This is a genomic window from Kineococcus rugosus (assembly GCF_050871975.1).
Classification (GTDB): domain Bacteria; phylum Actinomycetota; class Actinomycetes; order Actinomycetales; family Kineococcaceae; genus Kineococcus.
Genome location: NZ_JBJLSJ010000025.1, coordinates 1 through 23,414 on the forward strand (window position 1 = coordinate 1; position 23,414 = coordinate 23,414).

The window sequence follows — 23,414 nt, forward strand, 5'->3', positions numbered from 1 at the left end:
TGGGCCCAGCCCTGCGCCGAGCGCACGTCCAGCACCACCGGGGCCTCCCCGGCGGCGCGGGCCGCGGCCAGGTCGGCGGGGTCGGTCTGGAAGGCCAGCTGGGCGGCGAAGAAGGCCACCGCGGGGTCCTCGTGGGTCATGCCGTCATCGAACCCGGCCGGGAGCCGACGGGCCAGGGGCGTTCGGCGGCGATCGGGCCGGTCGGCCGGTGATCGGCCGCCGACCGGTTGCGCCGGCTCACCGACAGCGGCGTCATCACCGGCTACAGCGCGGTCCTGGACCCCGAGGCGCTGGGGTACGCCGTCACCGCCTTCGTGCGCCTGGCGTACCCGACCGGCAACTACAAGCCGTTCCACGACCTGCTGGACACCACCCCCGAGGTCGTCGAGGCCCACCACGTGACCGGCGACGACTGCTTCGTGCTGAAGGTGCTGGCGCGCTCCATGCGCGACCTCGAACGCCTCACCGGGAAACTGGCGACCCTGGGCGCCGTCACCACCAGCGTCGTGTACTCCAGCCCGCTGCCGCGGCGGCGCCTGAGCCCGGCGTGAGCGCCGGGGGTCGTCGCGACCCCCGGCGCCCACCGGCCGGTGGGCCGGTCAGACCGCGTCGGAGCGGCGCCGCGCGGCGTACGCGTCGAGTTCGGCGGACGTCCGCTGCGCGTCCCAGCCCTCGGCCAGGGCCCGGTGCAGCAGTTCGGTCTGCGACAGCGGGTTCAGGCCCCCGACGTTGGGGTCGAGGTCGAGGTTCGTCGGGAACGGGTACCCGTCGGCGGCGCTGGTGACGGCGTTGGCGAGGAACTCCTCGGAGGCGCCGGACCCCTTGCGGGACAGCAGGGCCGGGTAGACGGCCTTCGCCACCTCGACCCGGTCGACGGTCTCCATGGCCCGGCCGAACGCCGAGGAGACCTGCAGGAGGTTCGCCGAGCGCTGCACGTCGGCGGACACGTTCGAGCCCGCGCCGTGGAACAGGGCCGGGTTGAAGAACCCGGCGTCGCCCTTGGCCAGCGGCAGCTGCACGTGGTGCCGGGCGAAGTGCTCGCGGAACTCCGGCAGGCGCCACGCGAGGTAGCCCTGCGGGTACTGGTGGGAGTGCGGCAGGTAGAGGGTCGGGCCGGACTCGACCGGCATGTCGCTGTGGGCGACGGCGCCCTGCAGGGTGAGGACGGGGGAGAGCAGGTGGACGTGCGCGGGGTAGCGGGCCGCGACGGGGTTCGACAGGAACCCGAGGTGGTGGTCGCGGTGCGGGTCCTGCGCCCGGCCGCCGGGGCGGACGAGGTTGACCTGGGAGGTGACCTGGTAGCCGGGGCCGAGCCAGGCGGTGGCGACGAGGGCGAGGACGTCGTTGGCGTAGTAGTCGACGAACGCCTCGAGGTCGCGGACGGCGAGCTTCTCCAAGGCGTTCCAGACGCGGTCGTTGACGCCGGCTGTGGCGAAGTGGTCGCCCTCGGCGGTGCCGGCGGCCTTCTCGTCGGCGACGACCGCGTCGAACACGACGCTGACGCGGTCGACGACGCCGAGGTCGTCGAAGACGCCCTTGAACACCGCTGCGCCCGAGCCGTCGGTGAGGGCGCGGACCAGTTAGGCCTCGACGGCCTCGCGGTCGTGGGCCACGGCCGAGCGCAGCGAGCCGGCGTCGTGGACCAGCACGTTCTGCTGGACGTCGGCGGCGTGGGGGTGGTCGGCGAGGTCGGTGGTGCGGTCGACGAGCTCGGCGAACTCGGCGAGGTCGCAGTCGCTCTCGCGGAAGCGGATGGGGTGGGTGGTCATGGACGTCTCCTCGTCGCGGGTCGGGCGCAGCCGGGAGCTCAGGTGTACCGACCACTGAGGTTGGTGACGCGCGAGGCGGGGGGTAGCCCGCCGAGGGCGGTGTGGTGACGATGATGGTCGTGGGTGTGCAGCCAGGGGCTGGCAAGGTCCGGGGCCGGTGGGGCAGGGTCCGCTCGTGGACGGTGCCGGTGGCGGTCGGGGCGGCGGTGGAGTCGCGGGATCGGTAGTCGGCTCCGTCATCGCTCGAGCAGCGCGTGACGCTGATGCCGCAGCCGGCGAGCCGGTCGTGGGCCCGAGCCCGGAACGCGGCCGCCGTGGAGCCCTCCTCATCGGCGAGGATCTCGGTGTGGGCCGGACGGGAGTGGTCATCGAGGACGGTGTGCAGGTAGCCGTGGCCGAGGGTGTGAGGCCGTGCGGCGTTGCCGCGGAAGCGCCAGCCGCCGCCGCCCGCCGTGCTCGTCGCGGCTCGACCCCGGTGGCGACGCGTGTGGAACTGGATCCGCAGCATCTGACCTTCTCGCCTTCAACCGTCCCGGCACGGCTGCAGGGGGAAGAGACCGGCCCGACGGTGAGCCCAGGTGGTGGGCGCGGCACTGGTCGCGGACGCGAGCGCAGACGGGTCGCCACGACGACCGACCCTGCAGGTGGAGGAACTGGGGGAGAAGACGGTGCTCATCGCCGGACGCGCGCGAGCGTCGGCGCGTGGAGTCGATGAGCCGAGGCGACCAGGGGCCGCTCGTCGCCGGCGCCTGCCTGGCCCCGGCCGGGTAGCGACCTCCCCCGCCGTCCGGCGCTCGCTGAGGTGCGGTGCGACGGTGGCTGCGGATGAGGAGTGGGAAGGGTTCCCTTACGATCACTGCAGGTCCGCGAGTGCGTTCGAGCCGAGGAGGCCCGTCGTGTCCGTCTTCCCGCCACCGCGTGCTGCCCAAGCCCCGGACGGCACGTCGCGGTGGCTGCGGACGCTGGACGTCGTCGTGGCCGCGGGGGTCTTCCTCTACAACCTGCCGATCCAGCGCGCCTACGTCCCGCACGGAGCCCCCGAAGTGCTCGGGGTGGTCCTCTCCCTGGCGTTGTGCGCACCGTTCCTGGCCAGTCGGCGCCGCCCACGTCTCGCCTTCGCGCTGATGGTGGCGGCCGCGTCGGTGCAGGTGCTGGCGGGCATGCCGCCGATCCCCGCGGACGTCATCCTGCTGGCCGGCCTCTACGCCGTGGCCTCCCGCTGTTCGCGGGCGACGTCGCTGGCGGCGGCGGCCGTCCTGGAGGTCCTGGTCGTCGTCGGTGCCCTGCGTTTCGGTGCCGCGCCGGTGCCGACGGTGGCGGCTGCGGCGGTGGCCAGCGTGCTCATCGCCTCGGTGTGGATGTGGGGTTTCACCATCGGGCTGCGCCGGGCCTACGTGGCGGGTCTGGCCGAGCGCGCCGAGCAGGCCGAGCGCTCCCGCGACGACCAGGCGCGGATCGCCGCGGTCGAGGAGCGTGCCCGCATCGCCCGGGAGATCCACGACATCGTCTCCCACAGCCTCAGCGTCGTCGTCGTGATGTCCGAGGGGGCGGCGGGTCTGGTGCACACCGACCCGCACCGTTCGGAGCAGGCGATGCGGGAGGTGACCCGCACCGGGCGCACCGCGCTGGCCGAGATGCGCCGGATGCTGGGGGTGCTGCGCGAGGAGGAAGCCGGTTCGCACGCACCCCAGCCGGGGACGGCCGAACTGCCCGCTCTCGTCGAGCAGGTCCGCCGGGCCGGGACGGCGGTGGACCTCCACGTCGGGGGGCAGGTGCGGCCGCTGGGGGCGGGCACGGAACTGGTCGTGTACCGGATCGTGCAGGAGGCGCTGACCAACGTGCGCAAGCACGCCGGCCCCGACGCCGGCGACGTGCAGGTGCGGGTGGACTACCACCCCGACCGGGTGGACGTCCTCGTGCGCGACGAGGGCCGTGGCCGGGGCGCTGCCGCGCCCGGGCACGGGCTGACGGGGATGCGTGAACGGGTCCAGACGTACGGGGGCCGGCTGCACGCCGGCCCCCGGGCGGACGGTTCCGGGTTCGAGGTGGCGGCGACCTTGCCGTCCGCCGGTCGAGAACCCGTGACCAGCACAGGTGGGAGCAGCCGGTGAGCGGATCCGTCGAGAACACGCACGAGGCCGTCGCGGACGCCGGCGGGCAGTCGTCCGTGACGCGTGTGGTGCTGGTCGACGACCAGGAACTGATCCGCGCCGGTTTCCGGATGGTGCTGGACGCCCAGGCGGACATCGACGTCGTGGGGGAGGCCGACGACGGCGACAGCGCGCTGCGCCTGCTCGCGGACCTGCCCGGCGGGGTGGACGTGGTGCTGATGGACGTCCGGATGCCGCGCATGGACGGCGTCGAGGCCACCCGGCGCATCTGCAGCACCGACGGCCCGCAGGTGCTGGTCCTGACGACCTTCGACCTGGACGAGTACGCCTACGACTCCCTGCGCGCCGGAGCCAGCGGTTTCCTGCTCAAGGACGCACCGCTGGCAGAACTGGTGTCGGCGATCCGTCACATCCACGCCGGTGACGCGGTCGTCGCGCCGAGCACGACGCGCCGGTTGCTCAGTCACTTCGCCGAACCGGTGGGCACCGCGCCCGGCAGCGCGACCCCTGCGGACCGGGCCGACCCCGAGGTGGCGGCACCGACCGGGTTGGCTGAACTCACGCCCCGGGAGCACGAAGTCTTCCTGAGCGTCGCGCGAGGACTGTCCAACGCCGAGATCGCGCAGGAACTGGTCATCTCCGAGGGCACGGTGAAGATCCACGTCGGCCGCATCCTCACCAAACTGAGCCTGCGGGACCGGGTGCAGGTCGTGGTGACCGCCTACGAGAGCGGGCTGATCACCGCCGGTGGTCCGCCCCGCTCCCGGTGACCTCTCCCGTGACCCGCTCGAGAAATCTCCCGCGACGCCCCCACCCTTCCGGGCCCGCCCGGTCCTGCGACCGTCCGGGTCACCCGGTCAGCGGATGTCGCGGCGCTCCAGGGCGCGGGCGCTGGCGAGCACCAGCGCCGCGGACAGCGCCAGGGCCAGGGCGGTGAGCAGGGGACTGACGGCGGTGAGCGAGGCCCCGGCGTCGGCGAAGACTCCCGTGCCCAGCTGGGTGGCCCGGCTGAGCAGCCCGTGGGGCAGCAACGCACCCACGTCGGCGGGCGCGGCCAGCAGCACCAGCGTCGAGGCCACCGACCCCAGCAGGGCCACGGCCAGGGGAGCGGCGAAGGACTTCATGACCATCGACAGCCACGACTGCAGCGCAGCCACCGGGACACCGGCCACGACGATCACCAGGCTGGCCAGCAGGTAACGGCCCGGCAGCATCCCCGGCAGGTCGAACACCAGTTTCCCGGCGGCCACCACTCCCAGCAGCAGCACCAGTTGCATGAGCGCGGACAACGCCACGACCGCCGCCACCTTGCCGAGCACGACCTGCCGGCCCGGCACCCCGGCCGTCATCAGCGCGTTCCAGTTGCCGCCGCGGTGCTCCACCCGCCAGACCAGCGACGCCAGCGCCGCGATGCCCAGCGACAACGGGAGCAGGCCGTAGAACACCACGGCCCGCAACCACAGGGTGTCCCACCCGTCGGCCAACCCTTGCCCCGACAGGGCTGAGTTCGCCGACCCGGTCGCCACCGCCATCAACGGCAGGGCGATCACGACGGCCCAGCTGGCCGAACGCCTGAGCTTGAGAACTTCAGCGCGAACAGAACCCACGTCAGATCTCCTTCCGGTCCAGCCGGGCGGTGAACAGGACGACGACGGCGACGGCCACCACCGTCAGGGCCACGACGCCGCCGTAGGAGGGGGCGACGTCGACGAGAACCGCGTCGCGGTAGTCCACCGGGGCGGACAGCGCGTAGTACCCCCAGGGCGTCAGGTGGGCCAGAGCCCGGGGCGCCCCCGCGCTGATGACGGCCAGGAACACCCCCAGCAGGCCTGCACCGACACCGATGAGCTGGTTCTCCCAGCGCGCCGCCAGCAGCACGTGGGCCGCCAGCAGCACCAGGTTCACCGCCAGGACGCAAGCCGTGTAGGCCAACCACTCCGGGACCGGGAATGGCGCGGCGATACCGACCGCGAACCCCGCGACGGCGACCAGGACGCTCTGCACCCCGGTCACGGCCGCCAGGACCGAGCCGCAGGCGAGCAGTTTCGCCCGGCACAACCGCCCCGGGGCCAGGCCGGCGCCGTGCGTGAGCATCCACCCCCGCCCCTGGTGCTCGACGTCGACCTGGCGGCTGGCCAGCACGGCGATGAGGACGGGGGAGACCAGTGGGACCGCGGTCGACATGCCCAGCAGCAGGCGTTCCCACGCCCGCCCCTGCGGGTCAGCGGCGGCGGCGGCGAAGGTGGGACTGGCCAGTTCCACGCAGGAGAGCACGACCACGCCCAGCACCATCAGCGCGGTGACCGGGAGGACGCGCAGGCGCCGCATCTTGGCGAACTCGTTGCCCACAGCCCGCAGGGTGCTCACCGTGGCAGCTGGTTTCTCGGCTACCCGAGGCGGCTGGCGTGGGTTTCGCGGTCCGGGAGTGAGGGGCAGGGTGTCGGTCACAGGGTCCGCCCCCCACCGGTCAGGTCGATGAACACGTCCTCCAGGGACTGCTCCCGGCGGCGGACGCCGTGGACGCCGACTCCGGCGCCCACCAGTTCGCGGACCAGTCGTGCTGTGCCATCGGGGTCCAGCCCGGGGACCCGGACGCTGTCCCCGACCCGGCTGGCCCGGTTGGCCTGCCGGGTTCGGCTGAGGGCCAGGGCGCGGTCGGGGTCGAAGGTGTCGACCAGGACGTCGGGGGTGGTGCGGGTCAGCAGTTCCTCACGGGTGCCCTGGAAGATGAGCCGCCCGCCGTCGATGATGCCCAGCACGTTCGCGGTGCGGTCGATCTCCCCGAGCAGGTGACTGGACACCATGACGGTGACCCCGTCATCGGCCAGGGCGCGCAGCAACTCCCGGATCTCCTCGATACCGGCCGGGTCGAGCCCGTTGGTGGGTTCGTCCAGGACGAGCAGGCGGGGCCGGCGGGCCAGCGCCATCGCGATCCCCAGCCGTTGCTTCATGCCCAGGGAGTAGTCGCGGACCTTCTTGTCCAGCTGGTCCTGCAGTCGCACGGTGCGGGCGGCGGCTTGCACCTGAGTCTCGTCCAGGCCCAGCAGGCGCTGCACCAGCCGCAGGTTCTCCCCCCCGGTCAGGTGCAGGTAGGCCGGCGGGGCCTCGATGAGGGAGCCGACGTGCGCCAGCAGTTCGTGCCGGGTCTGCGGCACCACGGGCCGGCCCATCAGGGTGATCTCCCCGCTCGTGGGGCGCACCAGCGACAGCAGCATCTTCATCGTCGTCGACTTCCCCGAGCCGTTGGGACCCAGGAAGCCGTAGACGCACCCCTCGGGGACGTGCAGATCGACGTCCTCGACGACGGCGCGGTCGCCGTAGCGCTTGCTCAGTGCGTACGTGGTGATGATCTCGGACACGGCACCATGCTGGCGATCTGGACCCGCCGGCGTCGTCTCCCGACGGTCGTATCTTCAGCCCCCCACTGCGCGCGGACTACTACCTCAGGCATACCCACGGACCGGGACGCCCCCACAGCCGCGCACGGCAACGGCATCTCGCCAGGGGCAGAGCCGTGCCAGGCAAGGGGGTGGTCGGGGCCGGGGGAGCTGTCGCCGTCGTGCGTCGGGCTGCCCGGGGGGGGGGGGGGGGCACTGCTGAGGCGATGTCCCTCGGGTTGTTCATCGACCAGGCGGCGATCGAAGGGAAAACCATCGGTGGAACCGTTGTGCGGCAACGCACTTGATGCTGCTCGAGGAGAAACTCGAAGAAACTCGGCGTGTGGGGTTGACGCGTGGTTCGCCGTCTCGGCAAGGTGGTGATCGCAAGGCGGGGTGGTCGACCGGAACGGTCCCACCGGCAGCAGTTTCATCGCTCACCGCCCGACCCCACGCTTCAGTCCTGCGCCCGACCTCATCCCCGTGTCGTGAACCAACGTCCAGGAGACATCGTGATCAACGGTGGATCGTTCGTCGTCCTGCTCCCCGACACCCCGGCTGCGGCCCCGACCGCAGCGCGGCTGGCCCCGGTCTGCGACCTGCGGGTCCCGCACGCCTCCGGCCGTCCCTGGCTGCTGGCCCGCCGCGGCCCGTCCGCGGCCGCTGTCCACGCCGGTGAGCAGCCGTGCCGGCTGGCGATCCTGGGGTGCTCGGACGTGAGTGCGCAGGACCTGGCGCGGGCCGCCGAGCGGGTCCGCACCGCGCAGGACGTGACGACGCTGGCCCAGCGGTGGGCCGGCAGCCACCTGGTCCTGGCCAGCCTGGGAGGACGGGTCCACGCCAGCGGCCCGGCGCTGGAGACCCGCCGCCTGTTCCACGCCGTCCTGGGCGGTGTCCACGTCCTGGCGGACCGCGCCGACGTCCTGGCCGAGCTCGGCGGCTTCGACGTCGACGCCGCCGTGCTGGCCGACCGTCTGGTGCGCTGCCTGCCGCACCCGCTGCGCGACGCCCCGCTGTGGCGGGAGGTCAGTGCTGTGCCCGGTGGGGTGCAGGTGAGCCTCGAGCGCGACGGGCGAGCCGTCGGCAGCCGCCGGTGGTGGCAGCCACCGGCCGCGGAGCTGTCCCGCCGGCAGGGAGCGGTGCTGCTGCGCGACAGCCTCGCCGCCGCGGTCGCCGCCCGCACCGGCGGCGGGCAGGCCGTCACCTGTGACCTGTCCGGGGGGCTGGACTCCACGCCGGTGTGCTACTTCGCCAGCCGGGGTCCCTCCGGGGTGCTGGCCCGCACCCTCTACAACGACGACCCCGGCGGCCGGGAGGACCTGCACTGGGCGCGCATCGCCCTGCAGGCCATGCCCGGGGTGCACACCCACCTCACCGGCTCCACCGACGAGCTGCCGGACTTCTTCGGCGGCCTCCCTTCCCTGCGGGTGCAGTTCGACGAACCCACCCAGGCCGTCACCGCGGGGCCGCGCATCAGCGAGCTGCTGGCTGACGACGCCGGCTGGGGGATCCGGGTGCACCTCAACGGCCTGGGCGGGGACCACCTGCTGCGCGGGGTGCGGGGCTGGCAGCACAGCCTGGCCCGGCGCCGCCCGTTGCTGGCCTGGCGCCGCGCCCGCGCCGAGGACGCCCCGGCCGGGGTGAGCGGGCTGGACACCCTGCGCCAACTGCTGGACCGGCGCAGCTACGCGCAGTGGCTCAGCGCGGTCACCGAGGACGCTGTCGCCGGGGTGGCACCGCCGGAGGTGCCCAGCACCAGCGACTGGTCCACCCGCCCCACCCTGCCGCCCTGGCTGAGCCAGGACGCCCGCGCCAGCGTCATCGAGCACCTGCGCTCCGCGGCGGCTGGCGCTGAGCCCTTCGACACCGACCGCGCGGTGCACCTGGACCTGTCGTTCCTGCGCGACGCCGGCCGTCTGGTGCGCAGCACCGCCCAGATCGGCCAGCCCCTCGCCGTGGCCTACGAGTCCCCGCTGATGGACGACCGCGTCGCCGAGGCGGTCCTGGCGGTGCGCCGCGAGGAGCGCGACACGCCCCTGGAGTGGAAGCCGCTGATGAAGGAGGCCGTCCGCGACCTGCTGCCGCCGGCGTACCTGCGCCGCGTGAACAAGGTGGGTGGATCCCCGCAGGCGGTGCGCGGTTACGCCGCCCACCACCGCACGCTGCTGGAACTGTGCGAGGACTCCGGGCTGGTGCAGGCCGGCGTCCTCGACCTGGACCGGTTCGCGGCCGCCTCCACGCCGGACGCGCTGGCCAGTCCCACCACCCACGTCCACGCCACCGTCAACGCCGCGCTGTTCCTGCGCAACCTCCGCCCCGGCTCCCCGGTGCCCACCGTCGCGGCGGTCACCGGCCGCTCCGCGAGGACGGGCGACGCCGACCGCCCGAGGTCGGCGGCCACCGTCGTGACCGCCGGCTGACACCTTCACGAGCACCACCGCCACCACCACCGCGAGAGACGGGTGAACCGTGAACCCCACCACCAACCCCGGCCACGCCCTGAGCGTCAGCACCGAGTACGGCGACGTCGTCCTGGACGAGACCAACGGCAAGTACTGGCACCTCAACGCCACCGCCAGCCTCGTCCTGGCCGTCCACCGCCGCGGCGGCAGCGCGGAGCAGGCCGTGACCGAGCTGACATCGGCCTACGACGTCGACGAAGCCACCGCCCGCGCCGACGTGACGGCCTTCCTGACCCGCTTCGACGCGCTGGGGCTGACGTGAGCGAGATCCTGCCCACGGCCCCCGCCCACCTCGCTCCCACCGACCGACTGCACATCAGCGCCAGCGTGCTGCTGGCGCGGTGGCTGACCCACCGGTCCCCCCAGCAGTTGCGTCAGCACCTGACCCGCATCGCCCGCGGCGCCCGGCCCGCCACCTACGCCGAAGCCGCCGCCGCCCGCGATGCCGTGCTGACCGCCAGCGCCCGCACCCGCGGTGGCTCGGCGTGCCTGGTGCGCTCGGTCGCCACCGCCCTGGTGTGCCGGGCCCGCGGAACCTGGCCCACGTGGTGCGTCGGTGTCCTGGCCGCACCACCCTTCGCCGCCCACGCTTGGCTCGAGGCCGACGACCGCATCGTCGAGGAACCGACCAGTCGCACCGACTTCCGGACCTTCTTCGCCGTCACGGCAGGAGGAACCGGACCCGAACTCGACCGGCCGACCGGCCGATCGACCGCGACCACCGCAGGGAGGAGGTGACAACCGTGGACAAGACCTACGAGCGCCCCGTGATCGCCGAGCTCGGCACGTTCCTGGAGCAGACCGGCTACGGCATCGGCGGCCAGGTCGAGGGGTGGGTGCCCCTCACCGACCGCCCGCTGTGACCCGGTCACGGTGCAGGAAGCGGCAACCCCGCTCCCCTCGGACCCCCGCGGTCCCTGCGCACACCGCAGGTGCTGCTACCCCGACGACACCGCGAAGGAGGTGAAATCGATGGACAAGACTTACGAGACCCCGGCGGTCGCCGACCTCGGCGACTTCCGCACGGTGACCGGTGAATTCATCGGCCCGCACGACGAAGCGATCCTCCCCTTCGAGGACTACTCGAACGAGGGTTGAGAACACCCGCGACGGGACCAGCGCCCGTCCACCTGAGCGCTCGCTGCGGGGCAGGCACGTCCTGCCCCGCAGCGAGCCGCTCCCCGGCCCACCCGCCACCTGGACGGAACAGGCAGGAAACCCGTGAACCCCGTGGACTCCGTGGACTCCGTCAGCCCCGCGCGCGCCGAAGCTCGGGCGAGCAGCACCGGTCACCGGTTCGCACCTCGGCAGACGCCCTCGACGACGAGAGCTTCCGCGCAGGCGCAGGCTTCGGCGACCGCGAAGCAGGCCACTGACGACGCCGCTGTCGTGCAGGTTTCCGGGCTGCGCATGCGGTACGGCGAGGTCGATGTGCTGCACGGAGTGGACCTGCAGGTGCACGCCGGTCAGATCCTCGCCCTGCTCGGCCCCAACGGCGCCGGCAAGACGAGCACCCTGGAGATCCTGGAAGGTTTCCGCCGCCGCTCCGCCGGCCGCGTCCGCGTCCTGGGCGTCGACCCCGACGACGCCGATGAACGGTGGAGGGCTCGCATCGGTGTGGTCCTGCAGTCCTGGCAGGACCACCGGCGCTGGCGAGTGCGGGACCTGCTGGACCACCTCGGACGCTACTACCGCCCCTACTCCACCCCGCGACGGCCGCGCCCCTACGACACCGACGAGCTGCTGGCGCGGGTGGGGCTGCTCGGGCAGGCGAGTCAGGTGGTGGGCACGCTGTCCGGAGGCCAGCGCCGTCGCCTCGACGTCGCCATCGGCCTGGTCGGCCGCCCCGAGCTGCTGTTCCTGGACGAACCCACCGTCGGCTTCGACCCCCAGGCGCGCCGGGAGTTCCACGCCGTGGTCCGTGAACTCGCCGAACACGACGGCACGAGCATCGTGCTCACCACCCACGACCTGGCCGAAGCCGAAGCGCTGTCCGACACCATCGCGCTGCTCGCCGGTGGCCGCGTCGCTGCCTGCGGCACCAGCGCCGAGCTGGCCGCCCGCTACACCGGCACCAGCACCGTCACCTGCACCCTCGACGGTCGCCCGCACCACAGTCAGGTCACCGACCCCGCCGAGCACCTGCGTCAGCTGCTCGCCGAAGGTGACGTGGCGGACCTCCAGGTCCGCCGGGCGAGCCTGGAAGACACCTACCTCGCGATGGTCGACGAGTTCGAAGGAGGGCGATGATGACCCTCCACCCCTTGCGCCGTCTCCCACAGCGGGACCACCACGTCGCTGCATCCTCACCGGTGCTCAACGCCGTCCGCGCCGGCCTGCGCCGTAGTCTGATCGAGGTGCGGCAGAACCTGCCCCTGGTGGTGAACTACGCCTTCTTCCCGCTCATCGCCCTGCTCGTGGTGCACCTGCTGCGCGGCACCGCCGTTCCCGGGGCGGCGGTCGGGCTGGGGACGCACGCGGTCCCGGGGATCCTGGCGGTCAACATCGTCTTCACCGGCGTCATGGGACTGGCCACCACCCTCATGAGCGAGCGCGCCGACGGCACCCTGCTGCGGGCGCGCACCGTCCCGCACGGCGTCCTGGGCTACCTGGTCGCCAAAATCACCGGTCAGATCCTCATGACCTTCGTGACCTTGGCCGTCGTCCTGGCCGTCGCCGCGCTGCTGCTCGACGGCCTCCAGCCGTTCGGCGCCGGCCGCCTGCTCACCCTGGCCTGCGTGGTGCCCCTGGGCCTGCTGGCCACGCTGCCCTTCGGGGCGGTCCTCGGATCGGTGCTGCCGCACCCTCGCCAGCTCGGCTTCGTCTCGCTCCTGCTGATGGGGTTGACCGCGGTCTCGGGAGTCTTCTACCCCCTGGCCGCTCACGCGCCGTGGATGCAGGTCATCGGGCAGGTCTTCCCGCTGTACTGGATCGCGCTGGGCCTGCGGTCGGCGTTCCTGCCGGCCGACGTGGTCACTGCCGAGATCGACGCTTCCTGGCGGATCGGTGAGTGCATCACCGTCTTGGGGGCGTGGTCGGCGATCGGCGTCGCCATCGCCCTCGTCGTCTTGCGCCGCAGTGCTCAGCGTCAAGGGGGGACGCGGCTGCGCGCAGCACGCCGCTGAGGTGGTGTCGCACGCGCCTGACCGCTCCCTGTTCCAGCAGCTCGATCCGTCGGTGGGTCTCGCGCAGTTCGGCGTTGTCGCTGCCGCTTCTGCCGGGCTCGATGCCGGCGTCGATGCCGACCACGGCTGCGGTTCGCTCCCAGGTCACAGCGGGATCGCGGCCCCGGGTGACGCGCACGACGTCTTCTCGGTGATCGCAGGAGCAGGGCTCGGGCGCAGCGACACCTCTCCAGGCCGCCCCCGTGGGCGAGCCGGCTCCGTTGTCACCGACGTCCATGGTCAGTGCACCCGGGCGCCGGTCGGTGCGGGGTCGCGGCGGCTCCGGCGGCGCAGGGCGAGTTCCCGCAGCGCCAGGAACAGCGGGAAGGTGAACGCGAGGGCGACGGCGAAGGTGAGCGGCACGAGGAGCCAGCTCCACCGCGTCCAGCCCAGCCGCCGGCTCTCGACGACGAACAGCACGCAGGCGGCGAGGGCGGTGACGACGACGTCGACGGCGGCCGAGGAGCTGGCGGGGTTGACGAACCAGGCCTCGACGTAGCCCAGGCCCTGCGGGTCGGCCATGAAGCGGAGGTTGAGGGTCCAGGTGCCGGCGAGGCCGGCGAGGGCGAAGGCGAACCACAGGACGGCGAGCGGGAGGTTCCCGCGGGGAGTGGTGGTCACGGGTTGACAGTAACACTATCGATAGCGAAACTGTCGATGTGCGCATCTCCGAGCTCAGCGACCGCAGCGGCGTCAGCGCGGCCTCGATCAAGTACTACGCCCGCGAGGGGTTGCTGCCCGCCGGGGAGCGCACCGGCTACAACCAGACCGACTACTCCGAGGCGCACCTCGAACGCCTGCGCCTGATCCGGTCGCTGATCGACGTCGGCGGCCTGACCGTCGCGGCGACCGCCCGCGTCCTGTCCGCCGTCGACGATCCCGGCCTCCCCCTCCAGGAAGTCATGGGCGTCGCCCAGTCCGCTCTGCCGCAACGGATCGCCCCGCCCACCGCGGACTCGGTCCGCCGCGTCGAGGAACTCGCCGCCGCCCACGGCTGGTGCACCCACCACGGCGATCCCGCGGTGCGCGCCGCCGCCGCCGTCCTCGACGCCTACGCCGCCGTCGGCCGCGACGACCTCGCCGCGGTCCTGCCCGCCTACGCCCGCGCCGCCGACCTCGTCGCCGAGGCCGACCTCGACGCCGTCGGCGCCTCCGTCGACGCCGCCCGCGCCGGCGGCGACCGCGAGGCCACCGCCCAGACCGTCGTCATCGGCACCGTCCTCGGCGACCAGCTCCTGGCCGGGCTGCGCCGCATCGCCCAGCAGAACGTCGCCTCCCGCCGCTACGGCCCACCGCCCGAAGGGACCAGCTCGTGAGCACCCTCGCCCCCAGCCCCGCACCCGCCGTCCCCACCCCCGCCCGCTGGAACCGCCCGCTGGTCGCCCTCGCCGCCGCGATGGCCGTCCTCGCCGTCGTCACCGCGGTCCTCGCCGTCGTCGACCCCCAGCGGGTCCTGGGGCAGAACGCCTGGTTCAAACCCCTGAAGTTCGCCCTGTCCATCGGGGTCTACGCCCTCACCCTGGCCTGGCTCGTCGGCCTGCCCGGGCTGCGCCGCCCCCGCGTCGCCGCCGGCGCCGCCGCGGTCGCCACCGCCGGGCTCGTCGTCGAGATCGTGGTCATCGTGTGGGCCGCCGCCACCGGCACCACCAGCCACTTCAACGTCTCCACCCCGCTGCACCGCACGCTGTTCGCGCTCATGGGCGTCTCGATCGTCGTGGTCTGGGTCGTGACGCTCGTCGTCGGCCTGCTCGTGTTCCGCACCCCGCTGCCCGACCGCGCCCGGACCTTCGCGGTGCGCGCCGGCGTGGTCCTCGGGCTGGTCGGCATGGCGCTGGCGTTCCTCATGACGTCCCCGACCCCCGAGCAGCTCGACGACTTCCAGGGCGTCGCCGGGGCCCACGCCGTCGGCGTGCCCGACGGCGGCCCGGGCCTGCCGTTCGTGGGCTGGAGCACCACCGGCGGGGACCTGCGCATCGGCCACTTCGTCGGGCTGCACGCCCTGCAGGTCCTCCCGCTGGGCCTGCTGGTGCTGGAGGCCGCCGGCCGCCGCGTCGCGGCCCTGCGCGACGAGGGGGTCCGGTTCCGCCTCGTGGCCGTCGCCGTCGCCGGCTACGCCGGCCTGGTCGCCCTGCTCACCGCCCAGGCCCTGCTCGGGCAGCCGCTGCTGCAGCCCTCGCCGGTGGTCCTGGCCGTCGCGGTCGGCGGGGCGGTCGGCCTCACCGGTCTGGCGGCAGGAGCGCTGCGCCGAGGGCGGTGAGCAGCTCCACGACCTCGGCCCGGTCCAGCCGGACCGTCGAGACGCACACCGCGTCCTGCCACGTCGACAGCACGACCCGGTCCGCCTCGGGGTGGGTGGTCACCCGCACCGCGCGCCCGGGCCGGTCGGCGTCGCGGACGACACCGGTCCGCACCCCGTGCCCGACCGCGTTCCCCATCCACCGAGTCTGCGCCGCCGACCCGGGGGTGTCCAGGGGATCTGCCGCCCTCACCCGTCCGCCGGCCGCAGGCCCTTCCACAACCGCACCGCGAACTGCGTGTTGAACCGCCCCTCGGGGCCGCGCCACTGCGGCCCGAGCAGCTCGTCGACGCGGTCCAGCCGCTGCCGCACCGTGTTCGGGTGCACGTGCAGGGCCCGCGCGGCCGGGGCCAGCAGCTCCCCGCCGCTGAAGTAGTGCCACAGCGTGTCCGCCAGCTGCGTGCCGCGCCGCTCGTCGTACGCCACGACGGGACCCAGGAAGCGCTCGACGATGGTCCGGGCCGTCCGCCCGCTCCCGTCGTGCACCACCGCCCCCGCCGGGCCGATCGCGGCGAAGTCGACGTGACCGCGGACCCGGCCCAGCGACCGGGCCGCCGTGGCGAGCTGCGCCGCCTCGGCGTGGCAGCGGCGCACCTCCGCGGGCGTCCCCGCCGGCGTCGTGGCCGACCCCACCACGGCCGGCACCCCCGCCGCGGCCAGCGCCGCGTCGAGGCGCTCGGCCGCGGGCGCGGCGTCGGTCCCGGCGGTCAGGACGCACAGGTGCCGCTCGTGCACGGACAGCAGGCAGCCCCCGTCCGGCAGGGCGCTCCGCGCGGCCCGCGCGGCGCGGCGGGCGCTCGCGGGCGGCAGGTCGGCGATGAGGACGGTCAGCGGGGCGCCCAGGTCGAGGCCGTACGCGGCCAGCCGGGGCCCCAGGGTGCTGCGGGTGGGGGCGCGGTCGTCCAGGAGCTCCTCGATGAGGCTGGTCCGGGCGGTCTGGTCCGCCTCGGCCAGCGCGCGCTCGACGAGCAGGGCCACGGTGAGGAACGCGGCGGCGTGCGAGACCAGCCGCACGGCCTCGGCGTCGGGGTCGGCCAGCAGCAGCGTCGCGAGGTGCTCCCCGGCGGTGGCGACGGCCAGGACGGCGAAGGGGCCGTCGGGGGTGTGGGCGACGACCACCCCGCCCCCGGCGTGGGAGGTGCGGACGGCGGCGCGCACCCGCCACTCCCGCAGGGCGTCCTCCCCGACGGCGCCCCCGCCCAGGAGGAGGGCACCGGCCGGGTCGAACAGGGCCAGCGGCCGGGCGACGGTCTCCTCCAGCACCGCGAAGACCCCGGCGGCCTCGGCGGTGGAACCGGCCATGGCGCCCATGAGCCGCTCGTCCAGGGAGACGAGGTCCTCCAGCTGGCGCCGCTCACCGGCGTCGGTCGTGCCCGGGCGGTGCGCGCGCAGCCGGACGATCTCCTCCCCGCGGCGGGTCTGCTCCAGGGCGACCGCGGCCTGCACGGACAGGTGCTCCAGGGCGTCGCGGGCGGCCGGCCCCAGGGCGCGGGGTGCGCGGTGGGCGACCACGAGGGCGCCGACGACGCGCCCGCCCAGGCGCATGGGCGCGCCGGCGATGGCGCGGACCCCCTCCGCGCGGACGATGGCGTCGATGGCCGGCAGGTGGTGCAGGTGGGTGTCGGCGAGGTAGTCGGTGGTGTGGACGGTCGTGGCGCCGGCGGCGGCGCTGCCGAGGACCCCGGTGCCGAACGGCATCCGGATCGCGCGGTACTCCGGGGTGCGGACCCCCTCGGTGAGCTCGATCCACGTGGTGCCCGACCCCAGGTCGTTGAGGCTGAAGTACGCCATGTCGGCGTCCAGGAGTTCCCGCGCGCGGCGCAGCACCGCCCGCAGGACGACGTCGCGGGAACCGACGTGGGCGAGGTCGAGGGCCGTCTCGCCGACCACCCTCAGGAGGGTGGCGGGGTCGGGTTCGCCGAACGCCTCGATCTCCGCGGGGTGCTCCACGGGCGTGATCGTATGGCGCGGGCCGCCACCCCGGCAGCGGTCGGTGCGGCGCCGCGCGACATGGACCCCGCGCGGCGCGGCTGCCGAGACTGGGCGCTCCGGCTGATGCGTATCGAGGAGGCTGCCGTGGCCGACATGAAGCTCCACGTCCTGTCCACCGGGGTGATGGAGACCGACCTGACGTGGTTGCTGCTCAAGGGCGGGCGGACCATCCGCGACCGCCACCACAAGGACGACCCGGTGGTGTGGGGGGAGTGCCCCACCCACGCGGTGCTCATCGAGCACCCGGAGGGGCGGGTCCTGTGGGACACCGGGGTCCCGCGCGACTGGGAGCAGCGGTGGGCGCCGACGGGTTTCCACGACTTCTTCCCCGTGAAGGAACCCGTGGACGGCCCCGGGTACCTGGACAGCTCCCTGGCCCAGCTGGAGCTGACGACCGACGACATCGACGTCCTCGTCCTGTCCCACCTGCACTTCGACCACGCCGCGAACGCGAAGCTGTTCCAGAACGGCCGCACGCGGATCATCGCGAACCGCGCCGAGATCGAGGGGGCGCGCGCGATCACCGGGTACTCCGCCGGCGCGCACATCGTCAGCGACTACGACGGCCTGGACCTGGAGGCCGTCAGCGGGGACGTCGAGATCGTCCCCGGCGTGAGCGTCATCGAGACCCCCGGGCACACCTGGGGGACGATGTCGCTGCAGGTGGACCTGCCGCAGGAGGGCACGAAGATCTTCACCTCGGACGCGGTGTACCTGGCCGACAGCTACGGCCCGCCGGCGGTGGGGGCGGCCATCGTGTGGGACAACCTCAAGTGGCTGGAGTCGGTGGAGAAGCTGCGCCGCATCGCCGACCGCACCGGCGCCGAACTGGTCTTCGGGCACGACGCGGACCAGGCGAGGTCCCTGCGGTACGCCCCCGACGGCTTCTACCGCTGAGGGGGCCGACGTGGTGATCTACGACGTCCTGTGCCCGGCGGGCCACCGCTTCGAGGCCGTCCTGCCCTCCATGCACGCCGAGGCGCCGGCGTGCCGCTCCTGCGGGGAACCGACGCGGCGGGTGCCGAGCCGGCCGAACATCGGCGGCGCCGCCGACGCGGGCGTCCCCCGGGAGCGGATGCCCCGCAGCTGGCGGGGCGTGCGCGGCGGGGACCCCGAGACCGTCCGCCACTGGCACGACGTGGCCGCCCGGCGGGACGCGCTGGAGGAGCGCCACCCCGAGCTCGGCGGCGACCGGCGTCCCGTCCTGGCCCACGAGGGGATCTTCCGGGACTCCCCGCTGCGGGCCGGGGACGACATCGGCCAGGCCGTGGGTGCTGCGCTGCAACGGGAACGGTCACGGCAGGGGACGAGCGGGGACGGGGTCGGCGCGTGAGGGTCCGGGGAGCGGTGCTGGAGGAGGTCGGCCGCGACCGGCCGTTCGCGCGGTCCCGGCCGATCACGGTGTGCGACCTGGAACTGGACGACCCCGGCCCCACGGAACTGCTCGTGCGGATCGAGGCCGCCGGGGTGTGCCACTCCGACCTGTCGGTCGTCGACGGCAACCGGGTGCGCCCGGTGCCGATGCTGCTGGGGCACGAGGCCGCCGGCCGGGTCCTGCACGCCGGCGCGGACGTGCGCGACGTCGCCGTCGGCGACCGGGTCGTCATGACGTTCCTGCCCCGGTGCGGGCGGTGCGCGAACTGCGGCACGAACGGGCGGCTGCCGTGCACCGAGGGGACCCGCTCGAACAACGAGGGGGCCCTGCTGGCCGGCGGCCGCCGGCTGCACCGCGACGGTTCCCCCGTGCACCACCACCTGGGGGTGTCGGGTTTCGCGACGCACGCCGTGGTGGACCGCCGCTCCGTCGTCCCGGTGGAACCCGACGTCCCGCCGGAGGTGGCGGCCGTCCTGGGGTGCGCGGTGCTCACCGGCGGCGGGGCGGTCCTCAACGCCGCGAAACCCCAGCCGGGGGACGCGATCGCCGTCGTCGGCCTCGGCGGGGTGGGGATGGCGGCGCTGCTGACCGCGCTGTCGGTGGGCACCGGCCCGGTCATCGGGGTGGACGCGCTGCCGGAGAAGCTGGAACGGGCCCGGCAGCTGGGTGCCCACGAGGTGTACACCCCGGCCGAAGCCGTCGAGGCGGGGGTGCGGGCCGCGGCGGTCGTCGAGGCCGCCGGTCACCCCCGGGCGTTCGAGACCGCCGTCGCGATCACCGCACCCGGCGGGTCGACCACCACGGTCGGGCTGCCCTCCCCGGACGCCCGCGCCAGCATCGCGCCGCTGGGGCTGACGGCCGAGGCGCGCGTCGTGCAGGGCAGCTACCTGGGGTCGGCGGTCCCGGCCCGGGACATCCCGCTGTTCGCGGGCATGTGGCGCGAGGGCCGGCTGCCGGTGGAGGAACTCGTCTCCTCCCGCACCACCCTGGAGGGGATCAACGAGGCGATGGACACCCTCGCGCAGGGCCGCGCGGTCCGGCAGATCATCGAGTTCGACGGCGGCTGAACCGCGGTGGGGGGGGGGGGGGGGGGGGGGGGGGGGGCCGCCCCCCCCCCCCCCCCCCCCCCCCCCCGGCCCCCGGGGGTTCAGGGGATCCGCTGCACCCACTCCGGCGTCGAGAACTTCGACGCCACCAGCTCCTCGGCCGCGGCGAGCTCGTCCGCGGTCAGTTCGGAGTCGTGCAGCCCGTACTGCCGGCGGAACGTCGCGACCATCGAGTCGATGACCTGCTCGCGCGGCAGGCCGGTCTGCCGGCGCAGCGGGTCGACCCGCTTGGCGGCGCTGGCCAGGCCCTTGCCGGACAGCTTCTCCCGGCCGATGCGCAGCACCTGCAGCATCTTCGCCGCGTCGATGTCGTACGACATCGTCACGTGGTGCAGGACGGTCCCGTCGGCCAGCCGCTTCTGCGCGGCCCCGGCGATCTTGCCCTGCTCGGTGGTGATGTCGTTGATCGGCTGGTACCACGCCTTGATGCCCAGGTCGCCCAGGGCCACCAGCACCCAGTCGTCCAGGAACGCGTAGGACTCGGTGAAGCTCAGCCCCTCCACCAGCGACCCCGGCGCGTACAGCGAGTACGTGATGGTGTTCCCCGGTTCGACGAACATCGCGCCGCCGCCGGAGACGCGGCGCACGACCTGCACCCCGAGCCGTTCGGCGGCCTCGCCGTCGACCTCGTTGACCACCGACTGGAAACTGCCCAGCACCACGGCCGGGCTCGCCCACTCCCAGACCCGCAGCGTCGGCCCGCGCCGCCCCTGCGCGACCTCCCGGGTCAGCACCTCGTCCAGCGCCATGTGCGTCAGCGGGGACTGCGGCCCCGTGTGGACGAACTGCCACTCGTGGTCCAGCCACCCCGTCGCTCCGCCGACCGCGCGGCGCACCGTCGTCGCGACCGCCTCGGGGGTGAAGCCGAGCAGCACCGCGTCGCGCGGCAGCGCCGACCGCACCCGGGCGGCGATCTCCTGCGCGTCGGCCTCGGCGGGGAACCCGGTCAGGGTCGCGTCGATCGCCTCCAGGGCGTCGTCCGGTTCGAGGAAGAAGTCGCCGCTGAGGCGGACGTCGGACAGCCGGCCGTCGACCACCTCCAGGTCGACGACGACGAGCTTGCCCCCGGGGACCTTGTACTCACCGTGCACGACGGCGAGGCTAGCTCAGGCGCCGGGGACGAGGGAGGACCGCAGCCACCCCCGCGGCGTCCCGAAGCCCGCCAGCAGCTCCTCGGTGCGCGGGCGCAACCTGCGGCACAGCGCGTTCACGGCCTTCGTGATGGCCTTGGCCCGCAGCGTCGTCATCCGCCGGTGCTCCAGGTACCACCCCTTCTCCGCCTCCAGCAGCGCCAGCACGTGCAGGTCGCACACGTCGGCCAGCAGCGCGGCCACGTCCGCGTCCTCGCAGCGGGCGATGGCCGCCGCGAACGCCTCCGCGACCACCCGGTCGGTGTGCGCCCGGCCCGCCAGCAGCAGGTGGTCCTGCAGCTCGTCGATCGCCGCGAAGCGCTCCGCCTCCGGCTTCGAGCGCGCCTTGCGCATCCGCTTGGCCAGCGACTCCACGACGTGGCGCTCGCGGTCGGCGAGCATCCGCAGCTGCCACCCGCGGTCGTGCAGGTCGTCGGGGACCCGGCCGGCCTCGACGACGTCGGCGACGAGGGACAGCGCCGGGCTGCGGCCGGCGTAGGTGGCGATGAGGTCGCGCGTCGCGAACCGCGCCATGCCCAGGGTGTCGAGGTCGGAGAACTGCTGCGCGTACGACGTCAGCAGCCCCTTGGCGACCAGTTGCAGCAGGACGGTGTTGTCGCCCTCGAACGTCGTGAAGACGTCGGTGTCGGCCTTCAGCTGCGGCAGCCGGGAGTCGGCGAGGAAGCCGTTGCCGCCGCACGCCTCCCGGCAGGTCTGGATGGTGCGGGTCGCGTGCCAGGTGGAGGCCACCTTCAGCGCCGCCGCGTGCCCCTCGAAGGCGCGCTGGCGCGCGGGGTCGGGGTCGCCTCCGGCCAGCTGCACGCGCAGCAGCTCGTCCATCTCGCCCAGCAGGTCGTCCTGGGCGAAGCTCAGGGCGTACGCGGTGGCCAGCGGCACCAGCAGGCGCCGCTGGTGGGCGAGGTAGTCCAGCAGCACGACCTCCTCGGTGGAGCCCGGCCGGCGGAACTGGGTGCGGCGCCCGGCGTACCGCAGCGCGATCTCCAGGGCCACCTTGGTCTGCGACAGCGCGCCGCCGGAGACGCTGACCCGGCCCTTGACCAGGGCCCCGAGCATCGTGAAGAACCGGGAGTTCGCGCTGGCGATGGGGGAGGAGTAGGTGCCGTCCTCGGCGACGTCGGCGTACCGGTTCAGCAGCGCCGTCCGCGGCACCCGCACGTGGTCGAAGGCCAGCCGGCCGTTGTCGACGCCGTTCAGGCCCATCTTGCGGCCGTCGTCGCCGCGCCACACGCCCGGTGCGTCGACCCCGTCGTGGCGCAGCGGGACGACGAAGGCGTGCACCCCGCGCGCCTCGCCGCCGGTGACGAGCTGGGCGAACACGACCGCGATGTCGGCGTCCTCGGCCGCGCCGCCGATGTAGTCCTTGCGGCAGGTCGCGTCCGGGGTGTGCACCACGAACTCCTGCGTCCGCGGGTCGTACGTGGCGGTGGTGCCGATGGAGGAGACGTCGGACCCGTGGCCGGTCTCGGTCATCGCGAAGCAGCCCACGAGGTCCAGGCGCAGCAGCGGGCCGAGCAGTTCGGCGTGGTGGCGCTCGGTGCCCAGGGCCTGCACGGCGCCGCCGAACAACCCCCACTGCACGCCCGACTTGATCATCAGCGAGGCGTCGCCGAACCCGAGCATCTCGAACTGGGCGACCTGCCCGCCGGGGGAGTCCGCGCCGCCCCACCGGGAGGCGTACCCGAGCTCGTGGCCGCCGAGGTCGGCGAGCGTGCGCAACCGCGCCCGCGTCAGGTCCCGGTGCTCGCGGGTGGACAGGTCCCCGGTGGGGTCGAACAGGTCGGCCGGGGCGTTGCGGCGGAACTCCTCCTTGAGGTCGCCGAAGCGGCCGTCGAGGACGCGGCGCAGGACGGCGGTGTCCACGGGCGCCCCGGCGGGGGTTCCCGCAGAGGTTTCTGCAGGAGTTCCGGTGGGGGTCTCGACAGGGGTCTGGGTGCGGGTGTCGACGGCGGTCACGGAACCTCCTGCGGGGACAGGACGGCGTTCAGGCCGCCCCAGGCGAGTTGGGTGAGATCACTGACGAGCGTGGCGGCCGGGACCCGGTCCGGGCTGGAGATCCACCGGTCGGCGGCCGTGCGGATCAGGGCGATGAGGCCGTGCGCGAGGGCGTCAGCCGAGGAGTCGCGCGCCCCGCCGACCCGCAGGTGCGCGGTGATCGTGCGGGCGGTCTCGTCGGCGACGGTGGCCGAGATCCGCTGCACGGGGTCGGAGCTGAGGGGACGTTCGAGGAGGGGGTGCGAGACGACGAACCGGTAGACCTCCGGGTCGGCCTCGACCAGCCCGACGTACACCCCGATGATCGCGGCGAGCGCGTCCCGGGGCCCGGCGGCCTGCCGGGCCGCCGCGCCGAGCTCGCGCAGGATGCGCGAGTTCACCCGTTCGGCGACCGCGAGGTAGAGGTCCTCCTTGTCGGTGAAGTGCCGGTAGAGGACGGTCTTGCTGGTGCCGGCGGCGGCGGCGACCTCGTCCATGCCGACCCCGGCGCCCTTGGACGTGATGGCCCGCAGCGCGGCCGTCACCAGTTCCTCCCGGCGGCGGCGGCGGTGCTCGGCCCACCGCGTCCTGCGTCCGTCCTCGACGACCTCCACTCCTCGACGGTACCCCGGGAACGGGG

At 74.1% G+C, this 23,414-nt stretch carries 23 protein-coding genes and 3 pseudogenes; 15 read left to right on the forward strand and 11 right to left on the reverse strand.

Features of this window, described 5'->3' with window-relative positions; all coding sequences use genetic code 11:
- A pseudogene (locus tag ACRYM6_RS14845) lies at positions 1 to 140 on the reverse strand (rhodanese-like domain-containing protein); the annotation flags it as partial.
- Between the two features lie 72 nt (positions 141 to 212).
- Between ACRYM6_RS14845 and ACRYM6_RS14850 the strand changes: the two are divergent.
- Positions 213 to 551: pseudogene (locus tag ACRYM6_RS14850) on the forward strand (Lrp/AsnC family transcriptional regulator); the annotation flags it as partial.
- Positions 552 to 599: 48 nt separating this feature from the next.
- Here the strand turns inward: ACRYM6_RS14850 and ACRYM6_RS14855 are convergent.
- Positions 600 to 1,769 (reverse strand): annotated as a pseudogene (locus tag ACRYM6_RS14855) (phytanoyl-CoA dioxygenase family protein).
- An 896-nt stretch (positions 1,770 to 2,665) separates the two neighbouring features.
- On the opposite strand from ACRYM6_RS14855, the gene ACRYM6_RS14860 reads away from it, so the two are divergent.
- Positions 2,666 to 3,880: a sensor histidine kinase gene (locus ACRYM6_RS14860; protein ID WP_432543660.1), complete on the forward strand. Its 1,215-nt coding sequence runs from the start codon at positions 2,666 to 2,668 to the stop codon at positions 3,878 to 3,880.
- A gap of 110 nt (positions 3,881 to 3,990) precedes the next feature.
- Entirely contained in the window at positions 3,991 to 4,650 is a 660-nt protein-coding gene (locus tag ACRYM6_RS14865; RefSeq protein ID WP_432543722.1) for a response regulator, read from the forward strand.
- Positions 4,651 to 4,737: 87 nt separating this feature from the next.
- Here the strand turns inward: ACRYM6_RS14865 and ACRYM6_RS14870 are convergent, their stop codons facing one another.
- From ACRYM6_RS14870 to ACRYM6_RS14880, 3 genes are all read right to left on the reverse strand, one after another.
- Positions 4,738 to 5,487: an ABC transporter permease gene (locus ACRYM6_RS14870; protein WP_432543661.1), complete on the reverse strand. Its 750-nt coding sequence runs from the start codon at positions 5,485 to 5,487 to the stop codon at positions 4,738 to 4,740.
- 1 nt (position 5,488) lies between these two features.
- The gene (locus ACRYM6_RS14875) at positions 5,489 to 6,247 is read right to left on the reverse strand and encodes an ABC transporter permease (protein WP_432543662.1); all 759 of its coding nucleotides are present in this window, start codon (positions 6,245 to 6,247) and stop codon (positions 5,489 to 5,491) included.
- 77 nt (positions 6,248 to 6,324) lie between these two features.
- Entirely contained in the window at positions 6,325 to 7,239 is a 915-nt protein-coding gene (locus tag ACRYM6_RS14880) for an ABC transporter ATP-binding protein (protein WP_432543663.1), read from the reverse strand.
- 530 nt (positions 7,240 to 7,769) lie between these two features.
- Between ACRYM6_RS14880 and ACRYM6_RS14885 the strand changes: the two genes are divergently transcribed.
- The 7 genes from ACRYM6_RS14885 (at position 7,770) to ACRYM6_RS14915 (ending at position 12,844) form a co-directional block, all read left to right on the forward strand.
- Entirely contained in the window at positions 7,770 to 9,677 is a 1,908-nt protein-coding gene (locus ACRYM6_RS14885) for an asparagine synthase-related protein (RefSeq protein WP_432543664.1), read from the forward strand.
- A gap of 49 nt (positions 9,678 to 9,726) precedes the next feature.
- Positions 9,727 to 9,981 carry a lasso peptide biosynthesis PqqD family chaperone gene (locus tag ACRYM6_RS14890; protein WP_432543665.1) on the forward strand — a complete coding sequence of 85 codons (255 nt, stop codon included), beginning with the start codon at positions 9,727 to 9,729 and terminating at the stop codon, positions 9,979 to 9,981.
- Positions 9,978 to 10,457, forward strand: coding sequence for a lasso peptide biosynthesis B2 protein (locus tag ACRYM6_RS14895; protein ID WP_432543666.1), 480 nt, complete (start codon positions 9,978 to 9,980; stop codon positions 10,455 to 10,457). The genes ACRYM6_RS14890 and ACRYM6_RS14895 overlap by 4 nt, the downstream gene beginning before the upstream one ends.
- A gap of 5 nt (positions 10,458 to 10,462) precedes the next feature.
- Complete coding sequence (locus tag ACRYM6_RS14900) at positions 10,463 to 10,582, forward strand: keywimysin-related RiPP (RefSeq protein WP_432512826.1); 120 nt, start codon at positions 10,463 to 10,465, stop codon at positions 10,580 to 10,582.
- Positions 10,583 to 10,691: 109 nt separating this feature from the next.
- Positions 10,692 to 10,817 carry a keywimysin-related RiPP gene (locus ACRYM6_RS14905; RefSeq protein WP_432543667.1) on the forward strand — a complete coding sequence of 42 codons (126 nt, stop codon included), beginning with the start codon at positions 10,692 to 10,694 and terminating at the stop codon, positions 10,815 to 10,817.
- 312 nt (positions 10,818 to 11,129) lie between these two features.
- Entirely contained in the window at positions 11,130 to 11,969 is an 840-nt protein-coding gene (locus ACRYM6_RS14910) for an ABC transporter ATP-binding protein (RefSeq protein ID WP_432543723.1), read from the forward strand.
- Between the two features lie 62 nt (positions 11,970 to 12,031).
- The gene (locus tag ACRYM6_RS14915) at positions 12,032 to 12,844 is read left to right on the forward strand and encodes an ABC transporter permease (RefSeq protein ID WP_432543668.1); all 813 of its coding nucleotides are present in this window, start codon (positions 12,032 to 12,034) and stop codon (positions 12,842 to 12,844) included.
- A gap of 279 nt (positions 12,845 to 13,123) precedes the next feature.
- Here the strand turns inward: ACRYM6_RS14915 and ACRYM6_RS14920 are convergent, their stop codons facing one another.
- On the reverse strand, positions 13,124 to 13,504 hold the full coding sequence (locus tag ACRYM6_RS14920; protein WP_432543669.1) for a DUF2834 domain-containing protein: 381 nt from the start codon (positions 13,502 to 13,504) through the stop codon (positions 13,124 to 13,126).
- Positions 13,505 to 13,542: 38 nt separating this feature from the next.
- Here ACRYM6_RS14920 and ACRYM6_RS14925 point away from each other — a divergent pair, with 38 nt between their 5' ends.
- Both ACRYM6_RS14925 and ACRYM6_RS14930 read left to right on the forward strand, forming a co-directional pair.
- A complete protein-coding gene (locus ACRYM6_RS14925) occupies positions 13,543 to 14,199 on the forward strand; it encodes a MerR family transcriptional regulator (protein WP_432543670.1) in 657 nt (218 codons plus the stop codon).
- Positions 14,196 to 15,140 (forward strand): hypothetical protein, encoded by a 945-nt coding sequence (locus ACRYM6_RS14930; RefSeq protein ID WP_432543671.1) that lies wholly within the window; start codon positions 14,196 to 14,198, stop codon positions 15,138 to 15,140. The genes ACRYM6_RS14925 and ACRYM6_RS14930 overlap by 4 nt, the downstream gene beginning before the upstream one ends.
- Here ACRYM6_RS14930 and ACRYM6_RS14935 read toward each other — a convergent pair.
- Together ACRYM6_RS14935 and ACRYM6_RS14940 are read right to left on the reverse strand one after the other, a co-directional pair.
- Positions 15,100 to 15,318, reverse strand: a complete 219-nt coding sequence (locus ACRYM6_RS14935) for a hypothetical protein (RefSeq protein WP_432512229.1) — start codon at positions 15,316 to 15,318, stop codon at positions 15,100 to 15,102. The two genes, ACRYM6_RS14930 and ACRYM6_RS14935, sit on opposite strands and share 41 nt — an antisense overlap.
- Positions 15,319 to 15,368: 50 nt before the next feature.
- Complete coding sequence (locus tag ACRYM6_RS14940; protein ID WP_432543672.1) at positions 15,369 to 17,129, reverse strand: helix-turn-helix domain-containing protein; 1,761 nt, start codon at positions 17,127 to 17,129, stop codon at positions 15,369 to 15,371.
- A 135-nt stretch (positions 17,130 to 17,264) separates the two neighbouring features.
- Here ACRYM6_RS14940 and ACRYM6_RS14945 point away from each other — a divergent pair, with 135 nt between their 5' ends.
- Genes ACRYM6_RS14945 through ACRYM6_RS14955 form a run of 3 tightly spaced genes read left to right on the forward strand, consistent with a single transcriptional unit; the run spans position 17,265 to position 19,613 of the window.
- On the forward strand, positions 17,265 to 18,068 hold the full coding sequence (locus tag ACRYM6_RS14945; protein WP_432543724.1) for an N-acyl homoserine lactonase family protein: 804 nt from the start codon (positions 17,265 to 17,267) through the stop codon (positions 18,066 to 18,068).
- 10 nt (positions 18,069 to 18,078) lie between these two features.
- Positions 18,079 to 18,504, forward strand: a complete 426-nt coding sequence (locus ACRYM6_RS14950; protein ID WP_432543673.1) for an FmdB family zinc ribbon protein — start codon at positions 18,079 to 18,081, stop codon at positions 18,502 to 18,504.
- Entirely contained in the window at positions 18,501 to 19,613 is a 1,113-nt protein-coding gene (locus tag ACRYM6_RS14955) for an alcohol dehydrogenase catalytic domain-containing protein (RefSeq protein WP_432543674.1), read from the forward strand. Before ACRYM6_RS14950 ends, ACRYM6_RS14955 begins: the two co-directional genes overlap by 4 nt.
- A gap of 80 nt (positions 19,614 to 19,693) precedes the next feature.
- Here the strand turns inward: ACRYM6_RS14955 and ACRYM6_RS14960 are convergent, their stop codons facing one another.
- Genes ACRYM6_RS14960 through ACRYM6_RS14970 form a run of 3 tightly spaced genes read right to left on the reverse strand, consistent with a single transcriptional unit; the run spans position 19,694 to position 23,388 of the window.
- Complete coding sequence (locus ACRYM6_RS14960; protein ID WP_432543675.1) at positions 19,694 to 20,743, reverse strand: lipoate--protein ligase family protein; 1,050 nt, start codon at positions 20,741 to 20,743, stop codon at positions 19,694 to 19,696.
- 15 nt (positions 20,744 to 20,758) lie between these two features.
- Positions 20,759 to 22,756: an acyl-CoA dehydrogenase family protein gene (locus tag ACRYM6_RS14965; protein WP_432543676.1), complete on the reverse strand. Its 1,998-nt coding sequence runs from the start codon at positions 22,754 to 22,756 to the stop codon at positions 20,759 to 20,761.
- Positions 22,753 to 23,388 carry a TetR/AcrR family transcriptional regulator gene (locus ACRYM6_RS14970; RefSeq protein ID WP_432543677.1) on the reverse strand — a complete coding sequence of 212 codons (636 nt, stop codon included), beginning with the start codon at positions 23,386 to 23,388 and terminating at the stop codon, positions 22,753 to 22,755. Before ACRYM6_RS14970 ends, ACRYM6_RS14965 begins: the two co-directional genes overlap by 4 nt.
- Positions 23,389 to 23,414: the final 26 nt, after the last annotated feature.